This is a genomic window from Sphingomonas pruni NBRC 15498, assembly GCF_001598455.1.
Lineage (GTDB): Bacteria > Pseudomonadota > Alphaproteobacteria > Sphingomonadales > Sphingomonadaceae > Sphingomonas > Sphingomonas pruni.
On sequence record NZ_BCYZ01000018.1, the window covers coordinates 49,398 to 68,059 of the forward strand.

15 protein-coding genes are annotated in these 18,662 nt (G+C 64.6%); 4 read left to right on the forward strand and 11 right to left on the reverse strand.

The window, feature by feature from the left end:
• Positions 1-47 precede the first annotated feature (47 nt).
• Both SPR01S_RS07605 and SPR01S_RS07610 read left to right on the forward strand, forming a co-directional pair.
• Positions 48-2,099, forward strand: a complete 2,052-nt coding sequence (locus SPR01S_RS07605; protein WP_084251023.1) for a M13 family metallopeptidase — start codon at positions 48-50, stop codon at positions 2,097-2,099.
• Between the two features lie 213 nt (positions 2,100-2,312).
• On the forward strand, positions 2,313-3,176 hold the full coding sequence (locus SPR01S_RS07610; protein ID WP_157082041.1) for a PAS domain-containing protein: 864 nt from the start codon (positions 2,313-2,315) through the stop codon (positions 3,174-3,176).
• A 42-nt stretch (positions 3,177-3,218) separates the two neighbouring features.
• Here the strand turns inward: SPR01S_RS07610 and SPR01S_RS07615 are convergent, their stop codons facing one another.
• From SPR01S_RS07615 to SPR01S_RS07635, 5 genes are all read right to left on the reverse strand, one after another.
• A complete protein-coding gene (locus tag SPR01S_RS07615; protein WP_066587428.1) occupies positions 3,219-3,629 on the reverse strand; it encodes a hypothetical protein in 411 nt (136 codons plus the stop codon).
• Between the two features lie 16 nt (positions 3,630-3,645).
• The gene (locus SPR01S_RS07620) at positions 3,646-5,274 is read right to left on the reverse strand and encodes a TadG family pilus assembly protein (RefSeq protein ID WP_066587429.1); all 1,629 of its coding nucleotides are present in this window, start codon (positions 5,272-5,274) and stop codon (positions 3,646-3,648) included.
• Positions 5,275-5,284: 10 nt separating this feature from the next.
• Entirely contained in the window at positions 5,285-5,731 is a 447-nt protein-coding gene (locus tag SPR01S_RS07625; RefSeq protein WP_066587430.1) for a TadE family protein, read from the reverse strand.
• Between the two features lie 76 nt (positions 5,732-5,807).
• Positions 5,808-6,488, reverse strand: coding sequence for a hypothetical protein (locus tag SPR01S_RS07630; protein WP_169803395.1), 681 nt, complete (start codon positions 6,486-6,488; stop codon positions 5,808-5,810).
• A 224-nt stretch (positions 6,489-6,712) separates the two neighbouring features.
• Positions 6,713-9,667: a TonB-dependent receptor domain-containing protein gene (locus tag SPR01S_RS07635; RefSeq protein ID WP_066587434.1), complete on the reverse strand. Its 2,955-nt coding sequence runs from the start codon at positions 9,665-9,667 to the stop codon at positions 6,713-6,715.
• Between the two features lie 260 nt (positions 9,668-9,927).
• Between SPR01S_RS07635 and SPR01S_RS07640 the strand changes: the two genes are divergently transcribed.
• Together SPR01S_RS07640 and SPR01S_RS07645 are read left to right on the forward strand one after the other, a co-directional pair.
• Complete coding sequence (locus SPR01S_RS07640; protein WP_245661910.1) at positions 9,928-11,499, forward strand: MFS transporter; 1,572 nt, start codon at positions 9,928-9,930, stop codon at positions 11,497-11,499.
• Positions 11,496-12,515 (forward strand): serine hydrolase domain-containing protein, encoded by a 1,020-nt coding sequence (locus tag SPR01S_RS07645; RefSeq protein WP_066587438.1) that lies wholly within the window; start codon positions 11,496-11,498, stop codon positions 12,513-12,515. Before SPR01S_RS07640 ends, SPR01S_RS07645 begins: the two co-directional genes overlap by 4 nt.
• 22 nt (positions 12,516-12,537) lie before the next feature.
• On the opposite strand, the gene SPR01S_RS07650 is transcribed toward SPR01S_RS07645, so the two are convergent.
• The 6 genes from SPR01S_RS07650 to SPR01S_RS07675 form a co-directional block, all read right to left on the reverse strand.
• A complete protein-coding gene (locus SPR01S_RS07650) occupies positions 12,538-13,815 on the reverse strand; it encodes an RNA polymerase sigma factor (RefSeq protein WP_066587443.1) in 1,278 nt (425 codons plus the stop codon).
• A 42-nt stretch (positions 13,816-13,857) separates the two neighbouring features.
• Positions 13,858-14,505, reverse strand: coding sequence for a glutathione S-transferase family protein (locus tag SPR01S_RS07655; RefSeq protein ID WP_066587446.1), 648 nt, complete (start codon positions 14,503-14,505; stop codon positions 13,858-13,860).
• A gap of 100 nt (positions 14,506-14,605) precedes the next feature.
• Positions 14,606-15,040 carry a YciI family protein gene (locus SPR01S_RS07660; RefSeq protein WP_066587449.1) on the reverse strand — a complete coding sequence of 145 codons (435 nt, stop codon included), beginning with the start codon at positions 15,038-15,040 and terminating at the stop codon, positions 14,606-14,608.
• A gap of 448 nt (positions 15,041-15,488) precedes the next feature.
• Positions 15,489-16,931: a D-alanyl-D-alanine carboxypeptidase/D-alanyl-D-alanine endopeptidase gene (dacB, locus tag SPR01S_RS07665; RefSeq protein ID WP_066587479.1), complete on the reverse strand. Its 1,443-nt coding sequence runs from the start codon at positions 16,929-16,931 to the stop codon at positions 15,489-15,491.
• 17 nt (positions 16,932-16,948) lie between these two features.
• The gene (locus tag SPR01S_RS07670) at positions 16,949-17,377 is read right to left on the reverse strand and encodes a globin family protein (RefSeq protein WP_066587451.1); all 429 of its coding nucleotides are present in this window, start codon (positions 17,375-17,377) and stop codon (positions 16,949-16,951) included.
• Positions 17,370-18,611 carry a dicarboxylate/amino acid:cation symporter gene (locus SPR01S_RS07675; RefSeq protein ID WP_066587456.1) on the reverse strand — a complete coding sequence of 414 codons (1,242 nt, stop codon included), beginning with the start codon at positions 18,609-18,611 and terminating at the stop codon, positions 17,370-17,372. The genes SPR01S_RS07670 and SPR01S_RS07675 overlap by 8 nt, the downstream gene beginning before the upstream one ends.
• Positions 18,612-18,662: the final 51 nt, after the last annotated feature.

Sequence of the window (18,662 nt, forward strand, 5' to 3'; positions counted from 1 at the left end):
CCGCTCCAACTGCCTGCTGCTAAGCGGGCGCCGAGGAGTTGCCCGCAATGCGCCAGTTAAATCAATGGTCTGCGGCGACGCGGCTGAACGGGATTGCCCGCGCCGGCGCGCTTTTCCTGGCGATTACCGGGACGATCGCGATCCCCGCCCGAAGCGGGGCGGATAACGCGACAGCCCGATCGGGTTTCGACGTGGGCGGCATGGATCGCAGCGTCGCGCCGGGCACCGACTTCTTCCGTTATGCCAACGGCGCGTGGGAGCGTCGCACCGCGATCCCGGCCGACCGATCGAGCGTCGGCACGATCGGTCAGCTCGACGACCTCAGCGGGACGCAGGTCCATGCCATTCTGGAGGAGCTGGCCTGCGACCGCACCAGCCGCGCCGGCACGGCCTATCGCGCGTTCCTGGACCAGGGTCGCGTCGACGGGTTGGGCATGGCGCCCGCCAGTGCCTGGCTGGCGACATTGCGCGCGATCCGCACACCCGCCGACTATTGGACGGCCGCCGCGCGGGCCGGCCGACGCGGCGTCGCGCTGCCGATCGCGTTTGCGGTCGAACCCGATGACGGCGACCCCGATCATTATGCGCTGACCGTGTCGCAAGGCGAGCTCGGCATGCCCGATCGCGACTACTATGTCTCCGACACCGGTCCGATGCGACAGGCCCGCATAGCCTATCGCGAGTATCTGGCCCGCACGCTTCGCATCGCCGGCGTCGCGACGCCCGACGCGATAGCGGACGCGGTGCTTCGTCTTGAGACCAGGATCGCGGCAGCGCAATGGTCGGCGGCCGACAGCCGCGACGCCGCTCGGACCTATAACCCCGTTGCCGTGCCGTCGCTCGACGCGGGACGCGGACCGTATCGGGTCGCGACCTTGCTGCCGGCGCTGGGCTATCGCACCACGCGCGCCATCGTGCGCCAGCCGGACGCGGTCGCCAGGACGCTGCGGCTGGTCGATGCCGCGCCGGTCGCAACGCTGCGTGCCATGCTGATCGTGCGCACGATGCATCGTTATGCCGAGGTGTTGCCGGCCGATCTGCGTGCTGCCGATTTCGGCTTCTATGGCCATGTGATCGACGGCATCGACACGCCCGAGCCGCGCTGGCGGCGGGCGATTGCCTTCGTGCTCAATGCGGTGCCGGACGAGGTCAGCAAAATCTACGTCGCGCGCCACTTCACGCCGGCAACGCGCGCCGCAGCCGAGACGATGGTCGGCAATCTGGTCGCCGCGTTCGGCCGCCGGATCGACGCGCTCGACTGGATGACTCCCGAGACCAAAGCGCGTGCGCACGGCAAGCTGGCGGCGTTCCATGCCCAGATCGGCTATCCCGACCGCTGGCACGATTATGCCGGCCTGACGATGCGCGCCGACGACGCATTCGGCAATGCGGTGCGCGCCTCCATCTTTCGCCACGATTGGGAAGCGGCCAAGATCGGGCGTGCGGTCTATCGCTGGGAATGGAGCGCGACGCCGATGACGGTCGACGCCTTCGCCAATTACCCGAAGATCGCGATCACTTTTCCCGCCGCGATCCTGCAGCCGCCATTCTTCGACCCCGCGGTCGACCCGGCAGTCAATTATGGCGGTATTGGCGCGTCGATCGCGCACGAGATGACGCACCAGTTCGACGACCAGGGAGCGAAATATGACGAACGAGGCAGGCTCGCCGCCTGGTGGTCGGCGGCCGATCGCGCGGCCTTCGCCGGACGCACCGCAGTGCTGGCGGCGCAGTTCGACCAATATCAGCCCCTGCCCGGCTTGCACGTCAACGGGAAGCTGACGCTCGGCGAGAACATCGCCGACTTGGGCGGCCTGACGATCGCCTATGATGCCTATCGCGCTTCGCTTGGCGGACGAGAGGCGCCGGTGATTGATGGCCTGACCGGTGACCAGCGCTTCTTCCTCGGCTGGGCACAAATCTGGCGGCTGAAGTATCGCGACGCCGATCTGAGGCGACGGCTGCTGACCAACCCACATGCGCCCGCCGCGCAGCGGGTATGGACCGCGCGCAACATGGAAGCATGGGTGCACGCGTTCGGGGTCGGCGCGGGGGACACTTTATATCTGGCACCGGGCGAGCGGGCGGCGATCTGGTAACGATTGAGGCCCGCCGAAATACGGCTCCTCGGCGTTGCTGTAATTGTACGTAAGCGACATGATAATCGCCTGAATTTATAACTAACGATAGATCGTAGTCGTTTCGGACACATTCATCGATAATGTAATGATAATTGAACGATTATGTTTTACGCGTAGGTCGTTGAATTTGTCGTGGCTGAAATTGGATCGGCCAGGCGGTCGGGAGGCGGAGTGTCGGGGATTTTCGTCAGAGCTTCCGAGTTTGCGCGGCAGTTCGGCCATCTCAGCCAAGCTGGAAGGACAGTATTCGTCACGCATCACGGGCGCGAAACCCACGCCTTGCTCCCCATCGCCAATTATAATGAATTTCTTGCTGGCGCGAAAAGCGAGGATCACGACTCGCTCTTTTCCAACCAGGAGCTCGCCGACTGGCTGCCCTTATTGCTCGTCGTTGTCGATGAAGAGCGGAATATCATCATGGCCAACCGCACCGCGCATGCGATGGCGCGCAAGGCGGAAGGCGCGCTTCCTGGGCGCGGCTTGTTCGACGTGTTCCCGGCGCTCAGGGAAACCATGTTCGAGAGCTATTGCAATCGGACCGAGCGCACGGGGGAGCCTTGTTCGTTCGAACTGCCGGGGCTGTTCGGGTCGGACACCTGGCATCGGATGGAGACGTTCCGCACGCACCAGGGCGTCGTGATGCTCGCGCGCGACATTACCGACGACGTGAAAGCCTATCGGCTGGCCGACACGAAGAAGGCGCTGATCGAAGCGATCCTGGCGCATGGCGGGATCGGCTATATCTGGTTCAATGTGCGCGGACGGATCGAAGAAGTCGATGCCGCGATGAGCGACCTGCTCCAGCTTCCCTGTGAGCGGCTGTCCAACGTCTCGGTCATCGACCTCGTCCCGGTCGGGCAGCGCGTGATGCTGCGCGAAGTGATCGAGGATGTCCTGAGCCATGGCGGCACGCAACGCTTCGAGACCGAGTTCCTGCGCAACGACGGCGCCACCGTCCCAGTGGACGGGGCGATCAGGGACCTGCGCGGCGTCTATGGCAGCGAAGGCGCGGTGATCGTGGTGACGCGCAAATAGCTTCGGCGCGGGCGGCACGCAACCGACGCCCGGCAAATCCCGTCAAATCGGCAGCGGTTTTCCCAATTCCTGTGACAGCGCCGTGAACTCGGCATGCGCGGCGCTCGGCATGCCGAACGGTTTGGTCTGGCGGTGGCAGGCCGCCGACTCCCGGGCCACGTGCTGAACGACGCTGAGATGCAGATGCTGGTCGAATATCAGTTCGGCAAAGCCGCTGTCGCTCCAGGCGGTGCTCGCCTTGATCGGCGCGAAACCCTCGACGAAAAGGGTAATCGGCCGCTCGACCCGGATCTTGAATCCGGCCCATAACCCGCAGCCCGCGATCGACATTTCGAGCAGCAATATGTCGAGGCGGCACGAACGGAATTCGCGGATTTCGGCCGGCAGTTCGAGCCGATAGCCGAGCGGCTGCCAGCTATCGTCGCGCCGGAATACTAAATTCGATCTGCCCATTTCCCCGCCCCGGTCGCTATCCGACCAACACCGGCGTGCCGCATCGCACGCCATTCACCCACACATCCGCTTGTCCGACGTGAACGCCCAGCAGCGACGTAACCTGGCCAAGCACGCCATCGAGCGGCGCGGCGGCCAGATTGAGCACCTGGCCGACCAACGCCGTCAGCGTGCCCACGTTCAGCCCAAGCCCCAATACGTTGACGTTGAGGTCAATCCGCGAAATCAGCGAGGAGGCGACGCCTTGCAGCAAGTCGTTGGTGCTGACCTGCTTCACCGTGTGATTGGCAATGTCGCTCGCCGAAAAGAACACATCCTGTGGATCGGCACCGCCCAGCTTGACGTCGGCCAAGCCGGACACGCTGGCGAGCGGTGTGCGCAGCATCGTCACGCGATTGAGCGTAGGCGCGGCCTGAAAATTCCCCAGCGTGGCCGGATCGACATCAGCGATCGCGGCTTCCCCCAGCGAAGGCGTCACGGTCAGCTTGACCGTCGCCTTATTCGCCCCGCCGGCACAGGATACATCCTTAAGCTTCGCACTTGCGGCAGCCAGTTCGACATAGATCGGGACCCGAAGCGAGGCGAGGCCGAGCTGTGGTGCGACCTGGGCGTCGAGATAGATGCGCGTCTGCGCGGTACGAACTTCGACATCGTGCGCCGCGGTGACCCGGAGCCAGGGCGAATTTGCCGGTCTCTCACCGATCGCGATCCACACTTTGGTCGACGTGAGCCCGGGTATGGTCGCGCCGAGATCGGTCGCGATCTGGTGCTGTCCGCCAAGCTCGAGCGTGCCGCGCAGCAACGAGTAGGCGTCGACCGTAATCGGCCGCGACGGGTCGGATTGGGTGTTCTCCGCAAGCGGACCAAGGTCGATCAGCGAAGACAATTTGACCGAGTTTTGCGGCAGCCGGTTGGCCACGGCGATCAGCACCGACGACGCCTGGGCGTCGGTGACGGACGCGGCCATCGCACGCGAAATCTGAGGCAAGGTCGCTTGCATGTTCAACAACTCGCCGAAAGTCGCGGCCTGCACGTTGAGCTGCGAACGTAGTGCCTCGCTGAATTTGAGGATGTCGAGTTGCGCGCCGGCGAGCGCCTGATAGTCCATCGCGCTGAGTTGCAGGTCGGTGCCGGCGAGTTGCGACAGCATGGCGTTGGGCAAGCCGCCGCTGACTCCGGCGAGCCGCGAGCCGATCGAGAAAGCAGCCAAATCGATCCGGGCGGCGGTGCCGCGCGCCTCGACCGGCGCCGTCCGCTTGCCGAAAATCCGCGCGAAATAGAGCGGAACATCGGCATGGACGAGGACGCGCGCGGCATTGGCGCCATCGGGGCCCGCGACGAAGCGCGCGCTCGCCGCGATGGTCGGATCATCGGCATACTGGCCAGGCTCGACGCTCATGATCGACAGTCCCGGCATCGTATTGGCATTGCGCGCCGCGGCTGCGGCGCCGCTCGCATTGTCGATATTGCCCGCCGCAGCCAGTGCCGCCGCATCGGCTATCCCTTGGGCATGACGCTTGGCCAAATAGAGATTGGTCGCATCGACGGCGAGCGAAGCGACCCCCAGAAACGCGAGCAGGCCACCGCCGAACAAGATCGTGACGTTGCCGCTGGTCGAGGCGAACAGGGAAGGTCTGGCGCGCATCCGGCTCCCTTTAAAAACTGGCCAGCCGCACGGCGGCGCTGCGCGAAAGAACCTTGTCGGGAATGGGCACGAAGGGCAGCTTCATGACCGACTGATCCGACATGTCGTAATTGACCGTGACGTTGAGCGTGGTGCCGTCGTCCTGGATACCGATCGCCACCTTGCGCTGGTCGATACTGTCATAATGCGACAGCGAGTCCGCGACGGTCTGACGCGCGGTGAGCGCGCGCTCTTCCTGCGACAGGCCCGACAGGCTGGCGCGTGCACCTTCGTTCGCGCTTTGCTGCAGGGCGTTCGCACAGGCCAGCCATTGTCCGTAGACGATGATTCCCATGATCAGCAGCATCAGCACTGGCAGGACCATCGCCATTTCCACCAGCGCCGCGCCGCGTTCGTCGCGAAGAAGGCGCCGACGGTCGCTTCGGTGGCGAGACAGGAAGGCCTGGCGGCTGGTCATGACGACATGGTTAGGCGAGGGGCATTGCCGAAATCGCTAGCCACCGGCGCGACAAGATTGCTCAAACTGCGCAAATTTACGTGCGCCGGCTGCCGCATGCGGGGCGCGCGCCGGGCGGCGGAGACAGGCGCCTTGCCACTTCCGCGGCGAGCAGCGCGACTCCGGCTCGTGCGTCGGCGGCGAACACGCTGCTCGATCCACACCAGGTCGCGCTGCCCGCCGGCCCGATCGACCAGGACAGCCCCAGCCTGGTATCCGAGCGGAGGCGATCGACCTTCAACTCGCCCGTTATTTCGCTGTCGCGCAGGTGCTCGGGCAGATCCTGCTGGATCCTGCGCGACAGTTCGTCGGCTTCGCGCGCGGTGTCGGTGGATGTCGTCACGATCGAGACGTGCGATGCCGGCGCGGCCGTGGCCGCCGATCCCGGAGCATTACCGTCGTCGTCGGAAGACTCGGTTGCGGTGGACACTTGGCTTTCGACCTGGCGCAGCCCCAGCGCGTCGCTGCGGACACCGACGATCATGAGCTCGACGATGACGAACATCGAGAGACCCGATTGGACGAATACCGGCGCTCCGGACCGCCACAACAGGATGAGCGAGGCGAAGGCGCCGAAGCAGACCGGCGCCAGCCATATCGCTGACGGCGGCGTGCGCCCGACGATCAGTATGGCGGCCACGATCACGAACAACCCGACCGGCGCGAGCGCTGGCCAGGGGCTGGAAGGGCCGGGGGAGAATGTCGCCGTGGGTCGCATGCAAATCTTTTCGCTGATGGGCGAAGGGTTTGCGCACACGCACATTGCGCGACCATTGACGCGAGCTGGGGGGCAAATTCCGCAATTTGCGCAGTTATTACGTTCGGATCGGATATGTCGGGTCGCGAAGGTCACGATTTCGGCGCGGATTCAGCGAGCAAGGCTGACAAAAAAAGGGCGCCCGTTACCGGACGCCCCCTTTGTTTTCGTTATGGTCGACTGCCCTAGAACTTGACCTCTGCAAGCATGTTGAACGAGCGGCCACGAGGGTCGGCGACGCGGGGTTCCCAATCGCTGCCAGTGCCGTTGTTCGTGTCGTACGAGATCGCGAAGGGCGGCTTGGCGTTGAACAGATTCTTGACGCCAAAGGTCAGTTTGAGCCCCTTGGCGGCGGTGAAGCTAGCGGACGCGTTATAGAGGAAATAGGCTTTCACGTCAGAGACATCGCAGCATGGATCGAACGAACCGTTCGCAATGCCGGGCAATACTTGGTTCTTGTAGCCTGAACGGTAAATTTGGGTCAGTGTGAAGCTCCAGTCCTTGTTGGAATAAGACACGAAGGTGTTCTGCTTCCATTTGAGGCCGAGGTCCGACGCCAGCGAATAGACTCCCAGTTCCTGGATGAACGCCGCAGCGGCGTTAACCTGTTCGTCCTTCTTAAGCAGCCATGTTGCGTCGGCGCCTGCCGAGATCGTGCCGCCGAAGGCATCGACGAATGCCCGAACCGTGAAGTCGATACCCTGGGTCCGCGTGGCGCCGGCGTTCGAATAGGTCTGGTCGATATCGGTCAGCACACCATTCGCGTCACGATGGAAACGCGACTGAAAGATCGAATAGTTTGAGAAGAGATATTGCAGCGGCAGCACCTGAATGGTGTTTTCGCGGTGGATCGACCACCAGTCCGCAGTGAAGCTGAAATTCTTGATCGGCTGGAATACTACGCCGGCGCTCCATTCGCGCGCAGTTTCCGGGCCGAGATTCAGATTGCCGCCATTGATGATGTTGATCGCTGAACCGTTGACCGCGCTCAAGGCAAGGCACCCTGTCGCCGCGTTGACCTTGCCGCCAGGACAGTTCTTCGGGTCGGCGAAATCCGCGCCGGTATAGATTGAAGATGTGTCGGGATTGAAGATCTGATTGAACGCCGGCACGCGAAACGCAGTGTTGTACGATCCGCGGAACATGATTTCCGGGATAGGTTGGTACTTGATCGAAATCTTCGGGTTCTTGGTCGTCCCGAAGCCAGTATAATCATCGATACGCCCGGCGGCGGATAGCTCGAAACCCTTAAATACAGGCACTAGCAGTTCGGCATAGACCGCCTTGATGTCGCGATGCACGCCATTGAGCGCGTTGCCGTTATCGAACGGCGCGGCGATGATCGTGCGCATAGTAGCGCGCTGATCGCCCTTGAAGCTGTATTGTTCTCGCCGATAGTCGACGCCGGCGGCGAGCTTCACCGCCCCGCCTGGCAAGTCGAATAACGAACCTGACACCGAGAAGTCGCCCTGCTTGACCGAATATTTGCCACCGTAGAGCACGACACCCGCGGCCGAAGCTCCCTGGATCGCGGCGAGGCCCGCCGGTGACTGGGTTTGGCCAGAGAATAGGAACGGGTTGACTAAGCCACTATTGAGCGCGGCGATCAGCGCGTCCTGATAATAATAGCCCGTGCCCAGCTTCGAACTCGAGATGCTATCCGCATAGGAGACACCGGCGCGATAGTCCCAGTCGCCGATCGGTAGCGGCCCTTCAAGCCCAAGCTGCGCGCGGAACGTGGTCGTGTCGGTGAAAATCTGGCGCTCACCGCATTCCATGCAGCGCCAGCGATAAGAGAATTTCGCGGTCTGGGGGGTCAGCGATTGGATATTGGCGTTGGTCGGGAACGACGCCTTCAGGATGTTGACCAGATTGGTCATCACACCCAGATTACTGCCATCTGCGGCAAGCTTGTACGCGTAATTCTGGGTAGTAGTGTTGGGCGTGATCTGGACCTGCGAGAACACTTTGTTCGACTTGGCGTCCGATCCGACGATCTCGAGCGACAGCGTGCTGGCGCCAATCTTGACCGCGCCGCGACCGTAATAGGTCAGCGTCTTGAGTTGTTGTTGCAGGTAGACGTTCTTGCCGGTGTCGAACGAACATGCGAGCCCATTGCCGGGCGCGGCCCAGACCTGGGTATCGTAGATGTCCATGTCGGTACCGGAGGCGCAACCAGCCTGTCCCGGCAGGCGCAGGATATTGATACCGCCCGTTGCGACTTGGCTGGTGCCTGGGATTGTTGGGAACGCAGAGCTTGCGGCGAACGACGTGCCAGCCAAGTTTACGATCGTCGCGAACGGCGTACCGCGCGTGTCGACGCCCAGGCCCTTATCGTGCTGGAAAGTGTTGATGTACGGTCTGTCTTTGGCCTGCAGCGGGTTGACCCAGCTGTAGCCCAGCGTGCCGAAGACGTTGAATCCATCCTTTTCTAGATCGCCGAAGCCGGCGATTGCGGACAGACGATAGATCGGCGCGTCGCCATATTCGGTCACGTCCGAATAGGCCGATGCGCCAAAGCCTTTGTAATTGGTCTTCGTGATGAAGTTGATCACCCCGCCGACCGCGTCGGTGCCGTAGATGGCGGAGGCGCCGTCCTTCAGCACTTCAACTCGATCGAGCGCCATGAAAGGGATCTGGTTTACGTCGACAGCGGCGCCGGTGGTGCCCTGCGCTGCTACACGGCGGCCGTTGAGAAGCACGAGCGTGGCGGCCGACCCTTGGCCGCGCAGATTGGCATATGACGCACCGTTATTGCCACGCCGTTCGGCCGTTACGACGTCCGAGTTCGATGCGAGATTGTCCGAACTGTTGCCGTTGTCGGGTAGGAAGCTGATCAATTGTTCGGGGCTAGAAATGCCGTTGCGTTGGAGTTCGGCGGTCGTGACGATCTGCAGCGGCAGCGCGCTGCGGTTCGGGTCCTGCTTGATGCGCGAGCCCGTAATGATGATTTCGTTGCCATTGCCGGCCTTGTCGCCCTGATCGTCCGAGACCGGCAGCGCCGCTCCCGTCGGCGTCGCGGCAGGCGCGGTGGTTTGATCGCCGCTGGTCGATTGCGCATTTGCCGCGATCGGCAACAATAAAGCGGCGAGCGCCGTGCTTGACGCCAACACCAGTCGAAGCGAAGTCGATCCCGTCATAGCTATGATCCCCCTGGACACGCCCTTCCCTTGGCGCTTCATTGACGACATTAAGCATCAAAAAGGACGGATGTTGCCACCTTTCTTTTGCGCAAAACGGTGAAAGCGGTTCCCTTTTTATGGTCGGGTGCACCAAAGCGTTGCGCGACTGCAACACGGCCGTGCCTGGTCGGAGCCGGATATGCATAGAACCATAACCTGCGTGCATGGAGAGGATCGCTGATGCAGCGCCTGAACGACCGCTTGCCCGGTCTCAACGCGTGACGGTTGCGGCAATCGATCCCGGTGCGGCGGAGCGCGCGGTGCTGCGTCCCGGCTTCGGGCGGCTGGCGCTTTACGCGTTGCTCGGCTTTTCCGCCGGCTTGCCGTTCTACATGTTCAACACCGTGCTGTTCCTGCGGCTCGCGCGGCACAATGTCGACATCGTCACGATCGGCTATTTCGCCTGGGTCTCGCTGCTGCCGACGTTCAAATTCGCCTGGGCGCCGTTGCTCGACAAATACGACATGCCGGGCTTCGGCCGCTTCTGGGGGCGGCGGCGTGGATGGATCATGGTGTCCCAACTCGGCATCTTCCTGTCGACGATCGGGATGGCTTTCACCGCGTCGGACAAGAGCCTGCCGCTGACCGCCTTGTTCGCGGTGTTGCTCGCTTTCTGGACCAGCACGCTCGAGATCGCGGCGGATGGGTGGCGCGTCGAGCTGGCTCCGACCGCGGAGGAGCAGGGGCCGCTCGTCGCGGTCAACCAATGGGGTTACCGCATATCGATGGTCGTGGCCGGTGGTGGCGCGATCTATGTCGCCGCGGTGTCCGACTGGGCCTTCGCCTATCTGGCGATCGGCGTGTTGGCGTTCCTGCCCTTTCCGCTACTGGCGGCGATGCGATCCGAGAGCGGGCGCAATGAAGGCCGGATTGGCGCGCTGCTGGCGGGGTTGCTGACCAGCGCGGCGGCGATCATCGCCATAACCGCCGCGACGGCGGTGGTCGGCTGGGTTCTATTGGCGGCAATCGGCTCGGTCGGGATCGATAATCCTGACGTCATGAAATATTGGGTGGCCGGGCTCGGGCTGTTGCCGTTCCTGGTGCTCGGCGCGGCGGTGCCCTGGCTCCGCAAACTGCCCTGGCACGCGCCGCTGCGCCGGTCGCTGGCGGTCGGCCCCTATGTCGACGTGGCGTGGCGATACGGCCTTGTCGTCATCCCGATCCTGCTGTTCATTTCGATCTATCGGACCGGCGACGTGATGGCGAACACGCTGTCGCATCCGATGTTCAATCACCTCGGCTATGGGCTCAAACAGATCAGCGCCGCCGATGGCGTCGTCGCCTTGGTGTCGGGGCTGCTCGGAGTGACGCTGGGCGGTCTGCTGGCCGCCAGGGTGTCGATGGGCTGGTCGCTGGTGATCGGCGGGGTGATGTCGGCGCTCAGCAACTGGATCTTCGCTTGGCTCGCGCATCAGGCGCCCGGCGGACCGGTACTGTTCTCGGTGTTCGGGCTCGGAGTCTCAGCCGGCGATCTCGACCTCTATCTGGCGATGGCGGTCGATCAATTCGGCCATGGGTTCGAAGGGGCGGTGTTCGTCGTGTACCTCTCGTTGCTCGTGAATCCACGCTATCCCGCGGCGCAATATGCCTTGTTCTCAGGTCTCGCCTTCCTGATCCCCAGACTGCTCGCGGGGCTGTCGGGCGTTTTCCAGAAAGCGATCGGCTATGACGGGTTCTTCATCATGGCAGGGACGATGAGCGTCGCGGTGCTCGTCCTGCTGCCCTTCATCGTGCGCGCAAAGCCACGACCGGACGACGATCCCGATGCGGCAGGAATGGTGACGGCATGATCGAACAGGCCTTCGCCCCTGCCGCCGCCGCGGTCGCTGCGGGCAGGATTCCCGGGGCGACCCTGGGCGTGGTGGCCGCCGACGGGCGGCGCTGGGTGACGCATGCCGGGATGGCCGCTTTGCTGCCGAAACCCGAAGCGCTGACGCTCGATCACTGGTTCGACCTTGCCTCGGTGTCGAAAGTGATCGCGACGACGACGATGATCCTGACCCTCGCAGACCAAGGCAGGCTCGACCTCGACCGGCCGCTGACCGACGCCATTCCCGATCTGCGCCAATATGACGTCGCCAACGCCGCCGAGCGCAAGCTGACCTTTCGCGACTGCCTGGCGCATCGCACCTTCCTGCCCGCGGTCGAGCCGATCTACACTTATGGCGGCGACGCCGCGCGGCTGCGCGCATTCGTGCTGCAGCGCGAATGGCGGCATGGCCCGCCGGTCTATTCGGACATCAACTTCATCCTGCTGGGGATCGCGATCGAACGGATTACCGGACAGCCGCTTTCGGCCTGGCCGTTGGGCGAAGGGCTGAGCTACGGCCCGCCGCCGGGGCCAGCCGTCGCCACCGAGCTTTGCCAATGGCGTGGGCGCGTGCTCCGTGGCGAAGTGCATGACGAGAATTGCTTCGCGATGGGCGGCCAGACCGGCCATGCCGGGTTGTTCGGGACGGTCGCCGGCGTACTCGATTTCGCGCAAGGGCTGCTCGACAGTAGCGCCGCGTCGCCGGCGATGGTCGAGGCGATCCGCACGCCGATCGAGGGACACCGCACCTGCGGCTGGGAACGGCGTTTCGACGGCTGGTCGGGCGGGGCGGCCTGTTCGGGCGAGACGATCGGGCATACCGGCTTCACCGGTACGGGCTTGTGGGTCGATTTCGACCGCGGCATAGCCTGGACCCTGCTCACCAATCGCGTCCATCCGTCGCGGCATAGCGAGGCGGGGAGGAGCATCTTCGAGGTCAGGCCAGCGACCGGCAATGCGGTGATCGCTGCCTGGGACGCGCAGCGCGGGGCTTAGCGGCAGCGAACCGTTGGCTTGGCTAGGACTCGCAAGCATCCGCTCGTGAGAGCAGGAACGCCCGCTCGCGCGCGTTGCGGGTGAGCGCGGCGGCGGCCTCGAATTCAGGCCGCGCCTCGGCCAGCCGGCCTGCCCGAAACAGGAAATCGCCTCTCGCCGCGGGGAAGGGCGCATAGTGGCGCAAGGCGTCGGCATCGGGAATCTCGTCGATCAGTTTGAGCCCTGCGTCCGGCCCGAATGCCATGCTGTGCGCAATGGCGCGATTGAGATCGACGACTGGCGAGGGTGTCACCACACCCAGCCGATCGTAGAGAGCGGCGATGCGCGGCCAGTCGGTATCTGCGGCACGGCGCGCGCGCGCATGGCATGCGGCGAGCGCGGCTTGCAGCACATAAGGCCCCTGACCGCCGAGCGCGTCGGCGCGGGCCAGCGCATCGAGCCCGCGCAGGATCAGCAGCTGATCCCAGCGCGTGCGATCCTGCTCGGTGATCGGGATGAATGCGCCGTCCGGTCCGGTCCGCGCATTCAGCCGCGACGCCTGTATCTCCATCAACGCCAGCAGGCCGAGCACTTCGGCTTCGTCGGGCATCAGCCCCGCCAGGATGCGGCCGAGCCGCTGTGCTTCCCGTGCCAACCCCGGCCGGACCAGGTCGTCGCCTACTGTGGCCGCATAGCCCTCGTTGAAGATGAGGTAGATGACCTCGAGCACCGCGGGCAAACGCGCCGCGCGTTCGGCGCCGCGCGGCACCTCGAAAGCCAGACCCGCCTTGGCGATCGCCTTCTTGGCGCGGCCGATACGTTGCGCGATCGTCGCTTCGCTGGACAGAAAGGCCCGGGCGATCTCGTCGGTCGTGAGCCCGCCGACCACACGCAAGGTGAGCGCCGCGCGGGCATCGGGCGACAGCATCGGATGACAAGCGGTGAAGATCAGCCCGAGCAGTTCGTCGCCGAGATCGTCGTCCAGCGCGGCGTCGATCGCCGCAATCTTATCCGCCGCTTCCTCGTCGAGCGTCCGCGCGATCTCCTCATGCTTGCGGTCGCGCATCTGGTCGTGCCGGATGGCGTCGATCGCGCGCCGCTTGGCGACTGCCGTCAGCCAGGCACCGGGATTGGCGGGGACTCCGCTCTTCGGCCAGTCCGACAGCGCCACGATCAGCGCTTCCTGGGCCAGTTCCTCGGCACGGTCGATGTCGCGCACCATGCGGGCCAGGCCGGCGATGAGCCTGGCGCGTTCGATGCGAAAGGTCGCCTCGATCGCCCGATGCGTTTCGCCGTTGCTGTCCGTTTCGCTTGCCGTCACGCCGCCGCTTGTCCGTCACGGACAGCGGCGACGCAAGCGGCCCTAGCTGGATGCCGGCGCGTTGACCGCCAATTGCGCAGCGAAGGCCCGTTGATAGGCGGGCCGCGCCTCGCCGCGCGCGACATAGGCGGCCAGGGTCGGAAACTCGTCGAGAATACCCGACATCCGCAGCCGGAGCAGCACCGACGCCATCAACAAATCCCCGGCGCTGAACGCCCCGTCGAGCCACTCGGCATCGCCCAGACGATCGGCCAGCTGGCGCAGCCGGGCGCGGATACGGTCGACGACCAGCGGCAAGCGCTCCTTTGCCCAAGGCTTGTCGCCTTCCGCGAATTTGGCGGTCTGGAGGTCGAGTATCGGCGTTTCCACCGTGTTGAGCGCTGCAAACATCCAGGTGATCGCGCGCGCCCGGGCATCGGGATCCTCGGGCAGCAGCCCCGCATGGCGATCCGCGATGTGGAAGATGATCGCGCCCGTCTCGAACAGGGCGAGATCGCCTTCCTCGTAGGTGGGTATCTGGCCGAATGGATGGACGGCCAGGTGCGCCGGTTCCTTCATCCCGGCGAAGGAAACGAGCCGAACCTGATATGGCAGACCCGCTTCTTCGAGCGCCCAGCGAACGCGCGTGTCGCGCGCCAGTCCCTTGCCGCCATCGGGCGACCGTTCGAACGCGGTAATGGTGATGGTCATCGTTGGTCTCCGATGATGGTGCGGCGCGCCGGCGAAATCGGCATCGGCACCAATCAGGTTGAGGCCGGCTGGAGAGGGCTTGCCGTTCCAGCCGACCTGATCAGGCGACTCCGAGCTTGCCGCGATCGCCGCCGCGCGGGTTCGCGAGTTCCTCGGGTGTCACATAATCGGCCAGGTCCGCCGCTTCGTAGAATGGCCGAATCTCGACCTCGCTGCGGCCCGGCATGCAATTGGGCATACGCTTTGCCCAGGCCACGGCCTCGTCCATGTCCCGGACTTCCCAGATCGAAAAGCCGGCGACCAGCTCGCGCGCCTCGGCAAAGGGTCCGTCGATGACCGCGCGGCTGGCGCCTTCGAACGCGACTCGCTTGGACTCGGAACTGGGCTTCAGTCCGGCAGCGGCGATGAACACGCCCGCTTCGACCAGCTCCTCGGTGAAGCGATCCATCGCCGCGAAGGCTTCCAGCATCTCGGAGGTGGGCGCCATGCCCGCTTCGCTCTCTTCGGTGGCCTTCACCAACACCATGACACGCATCGTCTGTCTCCTTGTTCGAGCCGGCCCAATTGGCGTCTCATCGGGACGACGAACGAGTGTGTCGGGAATCGACACGGGCGTGCAAATTTTTTCGCGCGATGTGCTGGGCCCGATCGGGCGCTGCTTGCCGCGTTTTCGATAGCGCGATGGTTGAATAGATTGCGGGCGAGTAGAGATCGGTTATCTTTCGCCTATGACAACGCCGAGTGAGAAACTGCATGGCTGGCTGAGCTTTTATAGGTTGGTCGCCCGCATTTGGCTTGCCGCTGGAATTCTGGGTTGTCTGACCGTCACAGCGGTATACCTCTCGGGAGCCTCCGCCTTCTCATCGCGCGCTGAACTAGGCCTATCCGCTATTTTTGGCTTCTTCGCGGTGTGCGGAGGATTGCTGCTTATCGATATGCGTCGGAGATGGGTAGCGGCTTCGCGATAGGCTGATCTAGGGCGCCTAATTCTCTGCGGCGATCAGCTCCAGAGCGGCATCCACTGCCTTGGTCGCCTCGACGCCGGGTGGGATGTCGTTGGCATAAGTGGAGAAGGTCAGCGTGCGGCCGCTCGTCGCGATCATATAGCCCGACAGAGCAGCCGAGGCGTTGAGCGTGCCGGTCTTGGCGAACAATTTATGGTCGAGCGGCGTGCCGCCGAACCGTCGCGCCAGCGTGCCGTCGACCCCGCCGATCGGCAGCGTTTCGCGCCAGGCGGCGCCCCAAGGCTGCGCCGCGATCCAGCGCAACATGATCACCGCGCCGCGCGGGGCAACGCGATTGTAGCTCGACATGCCCGACCCGTCGGAGAAGTCGAACGTCGCGCGCGGCACACCGGCCTTGGCCAGCATCGCGCGCACGGCGACCTGACCGTCGGCGATCGACCCGCTGCCCGCGACCAGCGACGCGCGGCGCAGGAACAATTCGGCATGGAGATTCTGGCTGACCTTCATGGTCAGATGCATGTCGTCGATCAGCGGCGGCGGGGTCAGCTTGGCGAGCACCGACGGCAGCGGCGGTCGCGCCGGCGGGGCGTTGCCGCGGATCGCGGGATCGTCGCTCGGCATCAGCGGGCGATGGCGGACGTCGATCGTTCCGGTCACTTTCACGCCGCGCGCCTTGAGCAGCTGCACGAAGCGCCAAGCAGCATGGCGGGCCGGATCGTCGATCCCGACGTGCAACGTGTCGGGCTTGGCGTCGGCGCCGATCGTTCCGGTCAGGCGCAGCTCGTAGCCGTTCGGCGCGCGGTCGAACTCGATCGCGCTCTTGGCGCCCGGCACGGTGACGAGGCGATTGTCGACGGTGTAATAGGTCGGCAGCTCGACCTTGGGCGCGGCGCCGACCGTGCCCGGCGTGACGGTCACCGGCAATTCGTTGTCGTCCATCGTCAGCGCGGAGGTCGCGGTGCCGTAGCGCGAGGGAATATTGTTCCAGCTCATCCCCGGACTCCAGCGCTCGTCCGGGAACAGAGTGTCGTCGCCGATCACATCCCCGACGATCCGCGTCTTTTTCGCCACGGCATCCGCCAGAGTCGTCAGGCAATCGACCGTGCAGTCATCGGCACCCGACAGCCTCGCGTCGCCATTGCCGATCAGCACGACGTCGCGCCCCTCAAGCCGGACCGCCGTGCCGCCGGTGGTGTCGGGCTGGGTCAGGTCGCCCATCGTGTTGAGCGCGGTCGCGGTGGTGAACATCTTCGTGTTCGACGCCGGGATGAACCGCGCATCGGGATTGATCGCGACGACGTCCTTGCCCTGATCGTCGACCACGACGATGCCGAAACGGGTGCCCGGGCCGGCTGTCTTCGCCAGCACTGCTTCGACGCGCGCCGTCAGGTCATTGTCCTGCGCGGCGGCAGGCACGGCTATCGCCAGTGCGACGACAAGAACCAGAGCCTGTTTCGTCATGTAATTCCGTCCCCCGATCAGGAAAAATCGAGCGGCGATGCCGCCCATTCCGCGCGTGCCCGCGCGATCAATGTCTTGAGGCTGGCCGCTTGCCGCCGCCACGCACCCTCGGTCGCGGCGTCCCAGATGTCGATCGTGTCGCGCAGCGCGTCGATCGCGAGATCGACGAATGCATCATATTCTTCCTGCCGCAGCGCGCCGTAATTGCGGTGGTTGATCACCAGTTCGGCGACCTGGCTCCACACCCATTTCCGGTCCTGCGCGAGGCCGTGCAGCCATTGCAGCGTCTCATCGGTCATCCGCACCGCGGTTGCATCGACATGGATGAAGATCGCACGGCGCTCGGGAAAGCGGGCAAGGAATCGATCGAATAACCGGGCGCGCATCGCGGCCTCACGGCCGTCCAGCGCGACCAGGCTCGCTTCGATCAGCTCGGAGTCAGTCATCCTGGGCCGACCGATAAATGGCTTCGTCGAGTTCGCCTTCCCAGCGCGCTACGGTCGTCGCGACGGCAAGGTTGGCACAGGCGCTCGGCACGGTGCGGGTCATGTCGAGCAGCCGGTCGAACGGCAGGACGAAGCCGACCACGAGCGCGGTCTGTTCGGGCGGAACGCCCACCGCCGACAATACCGCGGCGAGCATGAACAAAGAGGCGGACGGAACCGGCGCGGTGCCGAACGCGGCGAGCGATCCGGTGAGGAGGACGAGCAGATAAACCGACGGCGTCAGTGGGGTGCCGAACGCCTGGAGCGCGAACAGGCTGAGTAGGCCGACATACATCGCCGTGCCGTCCTTGCCGATGCTCGCCCCCAGTGGCAGCACGGTCGAATAGACCGGACGGCTGATCCCGAGATTGTCCTCCGACACGCGCATCGCGACCGGCAAGGTGGCGCCACTCGACGCGGTCGAAAAGGCGACGACGAGCGCATCGACGATGCCGTGGAAGAACGGCAGCACCGGCAATCTGGCGACGAACCGCAGCAACAGGCTGTGCACCACCAGCATCTGGATCAGCGATCCGGCGACCACCGCCAGCGCGAGCCAGCCGACATGGACGAACACCGCCGCGCCGTTCGCCGCGACCGCGTTGGCGATCAGCGCGAAGACGCCGAACGGGGTCGCCTCCATCACGATCGTCACGACCTTGAGCAATACTGCCGAGGTCGCTTGCAAGAAGTTGGCGAACGGCTTGCCAGCCTCTCCGGTGAGCACGGTGCCGACCCCGAACAGGATCGCTACGAAGATGAGGGCGAGCATGTCGCCCTTGGCCAGCGCATCGACGATGTTGAGCGGGATGATGCCGATCAACTGGTCGTACGGCGTGACCGGCGCGCCCAAGGCATGCGGTGCTGCGGTGCCGAGCGGCGCGCCGGCGCCGGGGCGGATGATGGTAGCAACCAGCATGCCGACCGACACCGCGATCGCGGTGGTCGCGGCGAACAGCCCGATCGTCCGGGCGCCCAGGCTGCCGAGCTTCTTCGGGTCCGCCAGGCTGGTGATGCCGGCGGCGATCGTCACCAGCACGATGGGGGCGACCAGCATGCGGATCGCACGGACGAACAGGTCGCCGAGGAACTGGACGTAGGGCGCGCCCGCCGGCCAGACGAGCGCGAAGACCACCCCAAGGACGAGCGCGCCGACGACACGCTGCCAGAGCGGGATGGCGAACCAGAAGCGCATTCGCTTTTACTCGCCCTCACCCTTCCCACCCGGCTGCGCCGGGCGGGCCCC

What these genes read in the sequence shown, in the direction of transcription:
- dacB (WP_066587479.1), bottom strand. Translation starts at nt 16,931, where the DNA reads ATGACGAAACAGGCTCTGGTTCTTGTCGTCGCACTGGCGATAGCCGTG.
- SPR01S_RS07675 (WP_066587456.1), bottom strand. Translation starts at nt 18,611, where the DNA reads ATGCGCTTCTGGTTCGCCATCCCGCTCTGGCAGCGTGTCGTCGGCGCG.
- SPR01S_RS07605 (WP_084251023.1), top strand. Translation starts at nt 48, where the DNA reads ATGCGCCAGTTAAATCAATGGTCTGCGGCGACGCGGCTGAACGGGATT.
- SPR01S_RS07670 (WP_066587451.1), bottom strand. Translation starts at nt 17,377, where the DNA reads ATGACTGACTCCGAGCTGATCGAAGCGAGCCTGGTCGCGCTGGACGGC.
- SPR01S_RS07630 (WP_169803395.1), bottom strand. Translation starts at nt 6,488, where the DNA reads ATGCGACCCACGGCGACATTCTCCCCCGGCCCTTCCAGCCCCTGGCCA.
- SPR01S_RS07635 (WP_066587434.1), bottom strand. Translation starts at nt 9,667, where the DNA reads ATGACGGGATCGACTTCGCTTCGACTGGTGTTGGCGTCAAGCACGGCG.
- SPR01S_RS07615 (WP_066587428.1), bottom strand. Translation starts at nt 3,629, where the DNA reads ATGGGCAGATCGAATTTAGTATTCCGGCGCGACGATAGCTGGCAGCCG.
- SPR01S_RS07620 (WP_066587429.1), bottom strand. Translation starts at nt 5,274, where the DNA reads ATGCGCGCCAGACCTTCCCTGTTCGCCTCGACCAGCGGCAACGTCACG.
- SPR01S_RS07655 (WP_066587446.1), bottom strand. Translation starts at nt 14,505, where the DNA reads ATGACCATCACCATTACCGCGTTCGAACGGTCGCCCGATGGCGGCAAG.
- SPR01S_RS07660 (WP_066587449.1), bottom strand. Translation starts at nt 15,040, where the DNA reads ATGCGTGTCATGGTGTTGGTGAAGGCCACCGAAGAGAGCGAAGCGGGC.
- SPR01S_RS07625 (WP_066587430.1), bottom strand. Translation starts at nt 5,731, where the DNA reads ATGACCAGCCGCCAGGCCTTCCTGTCTCGCCACCGAAGCGACCGTCGG.
- SPR01S_RS07645 (WP_066587438.1), top strand. Translation starts at nt 11,496, where the DNA reads ATGATCGAACAGGCCTTCGCCCCTGCCGCCGCCGCGGTCGCTGCGGGC.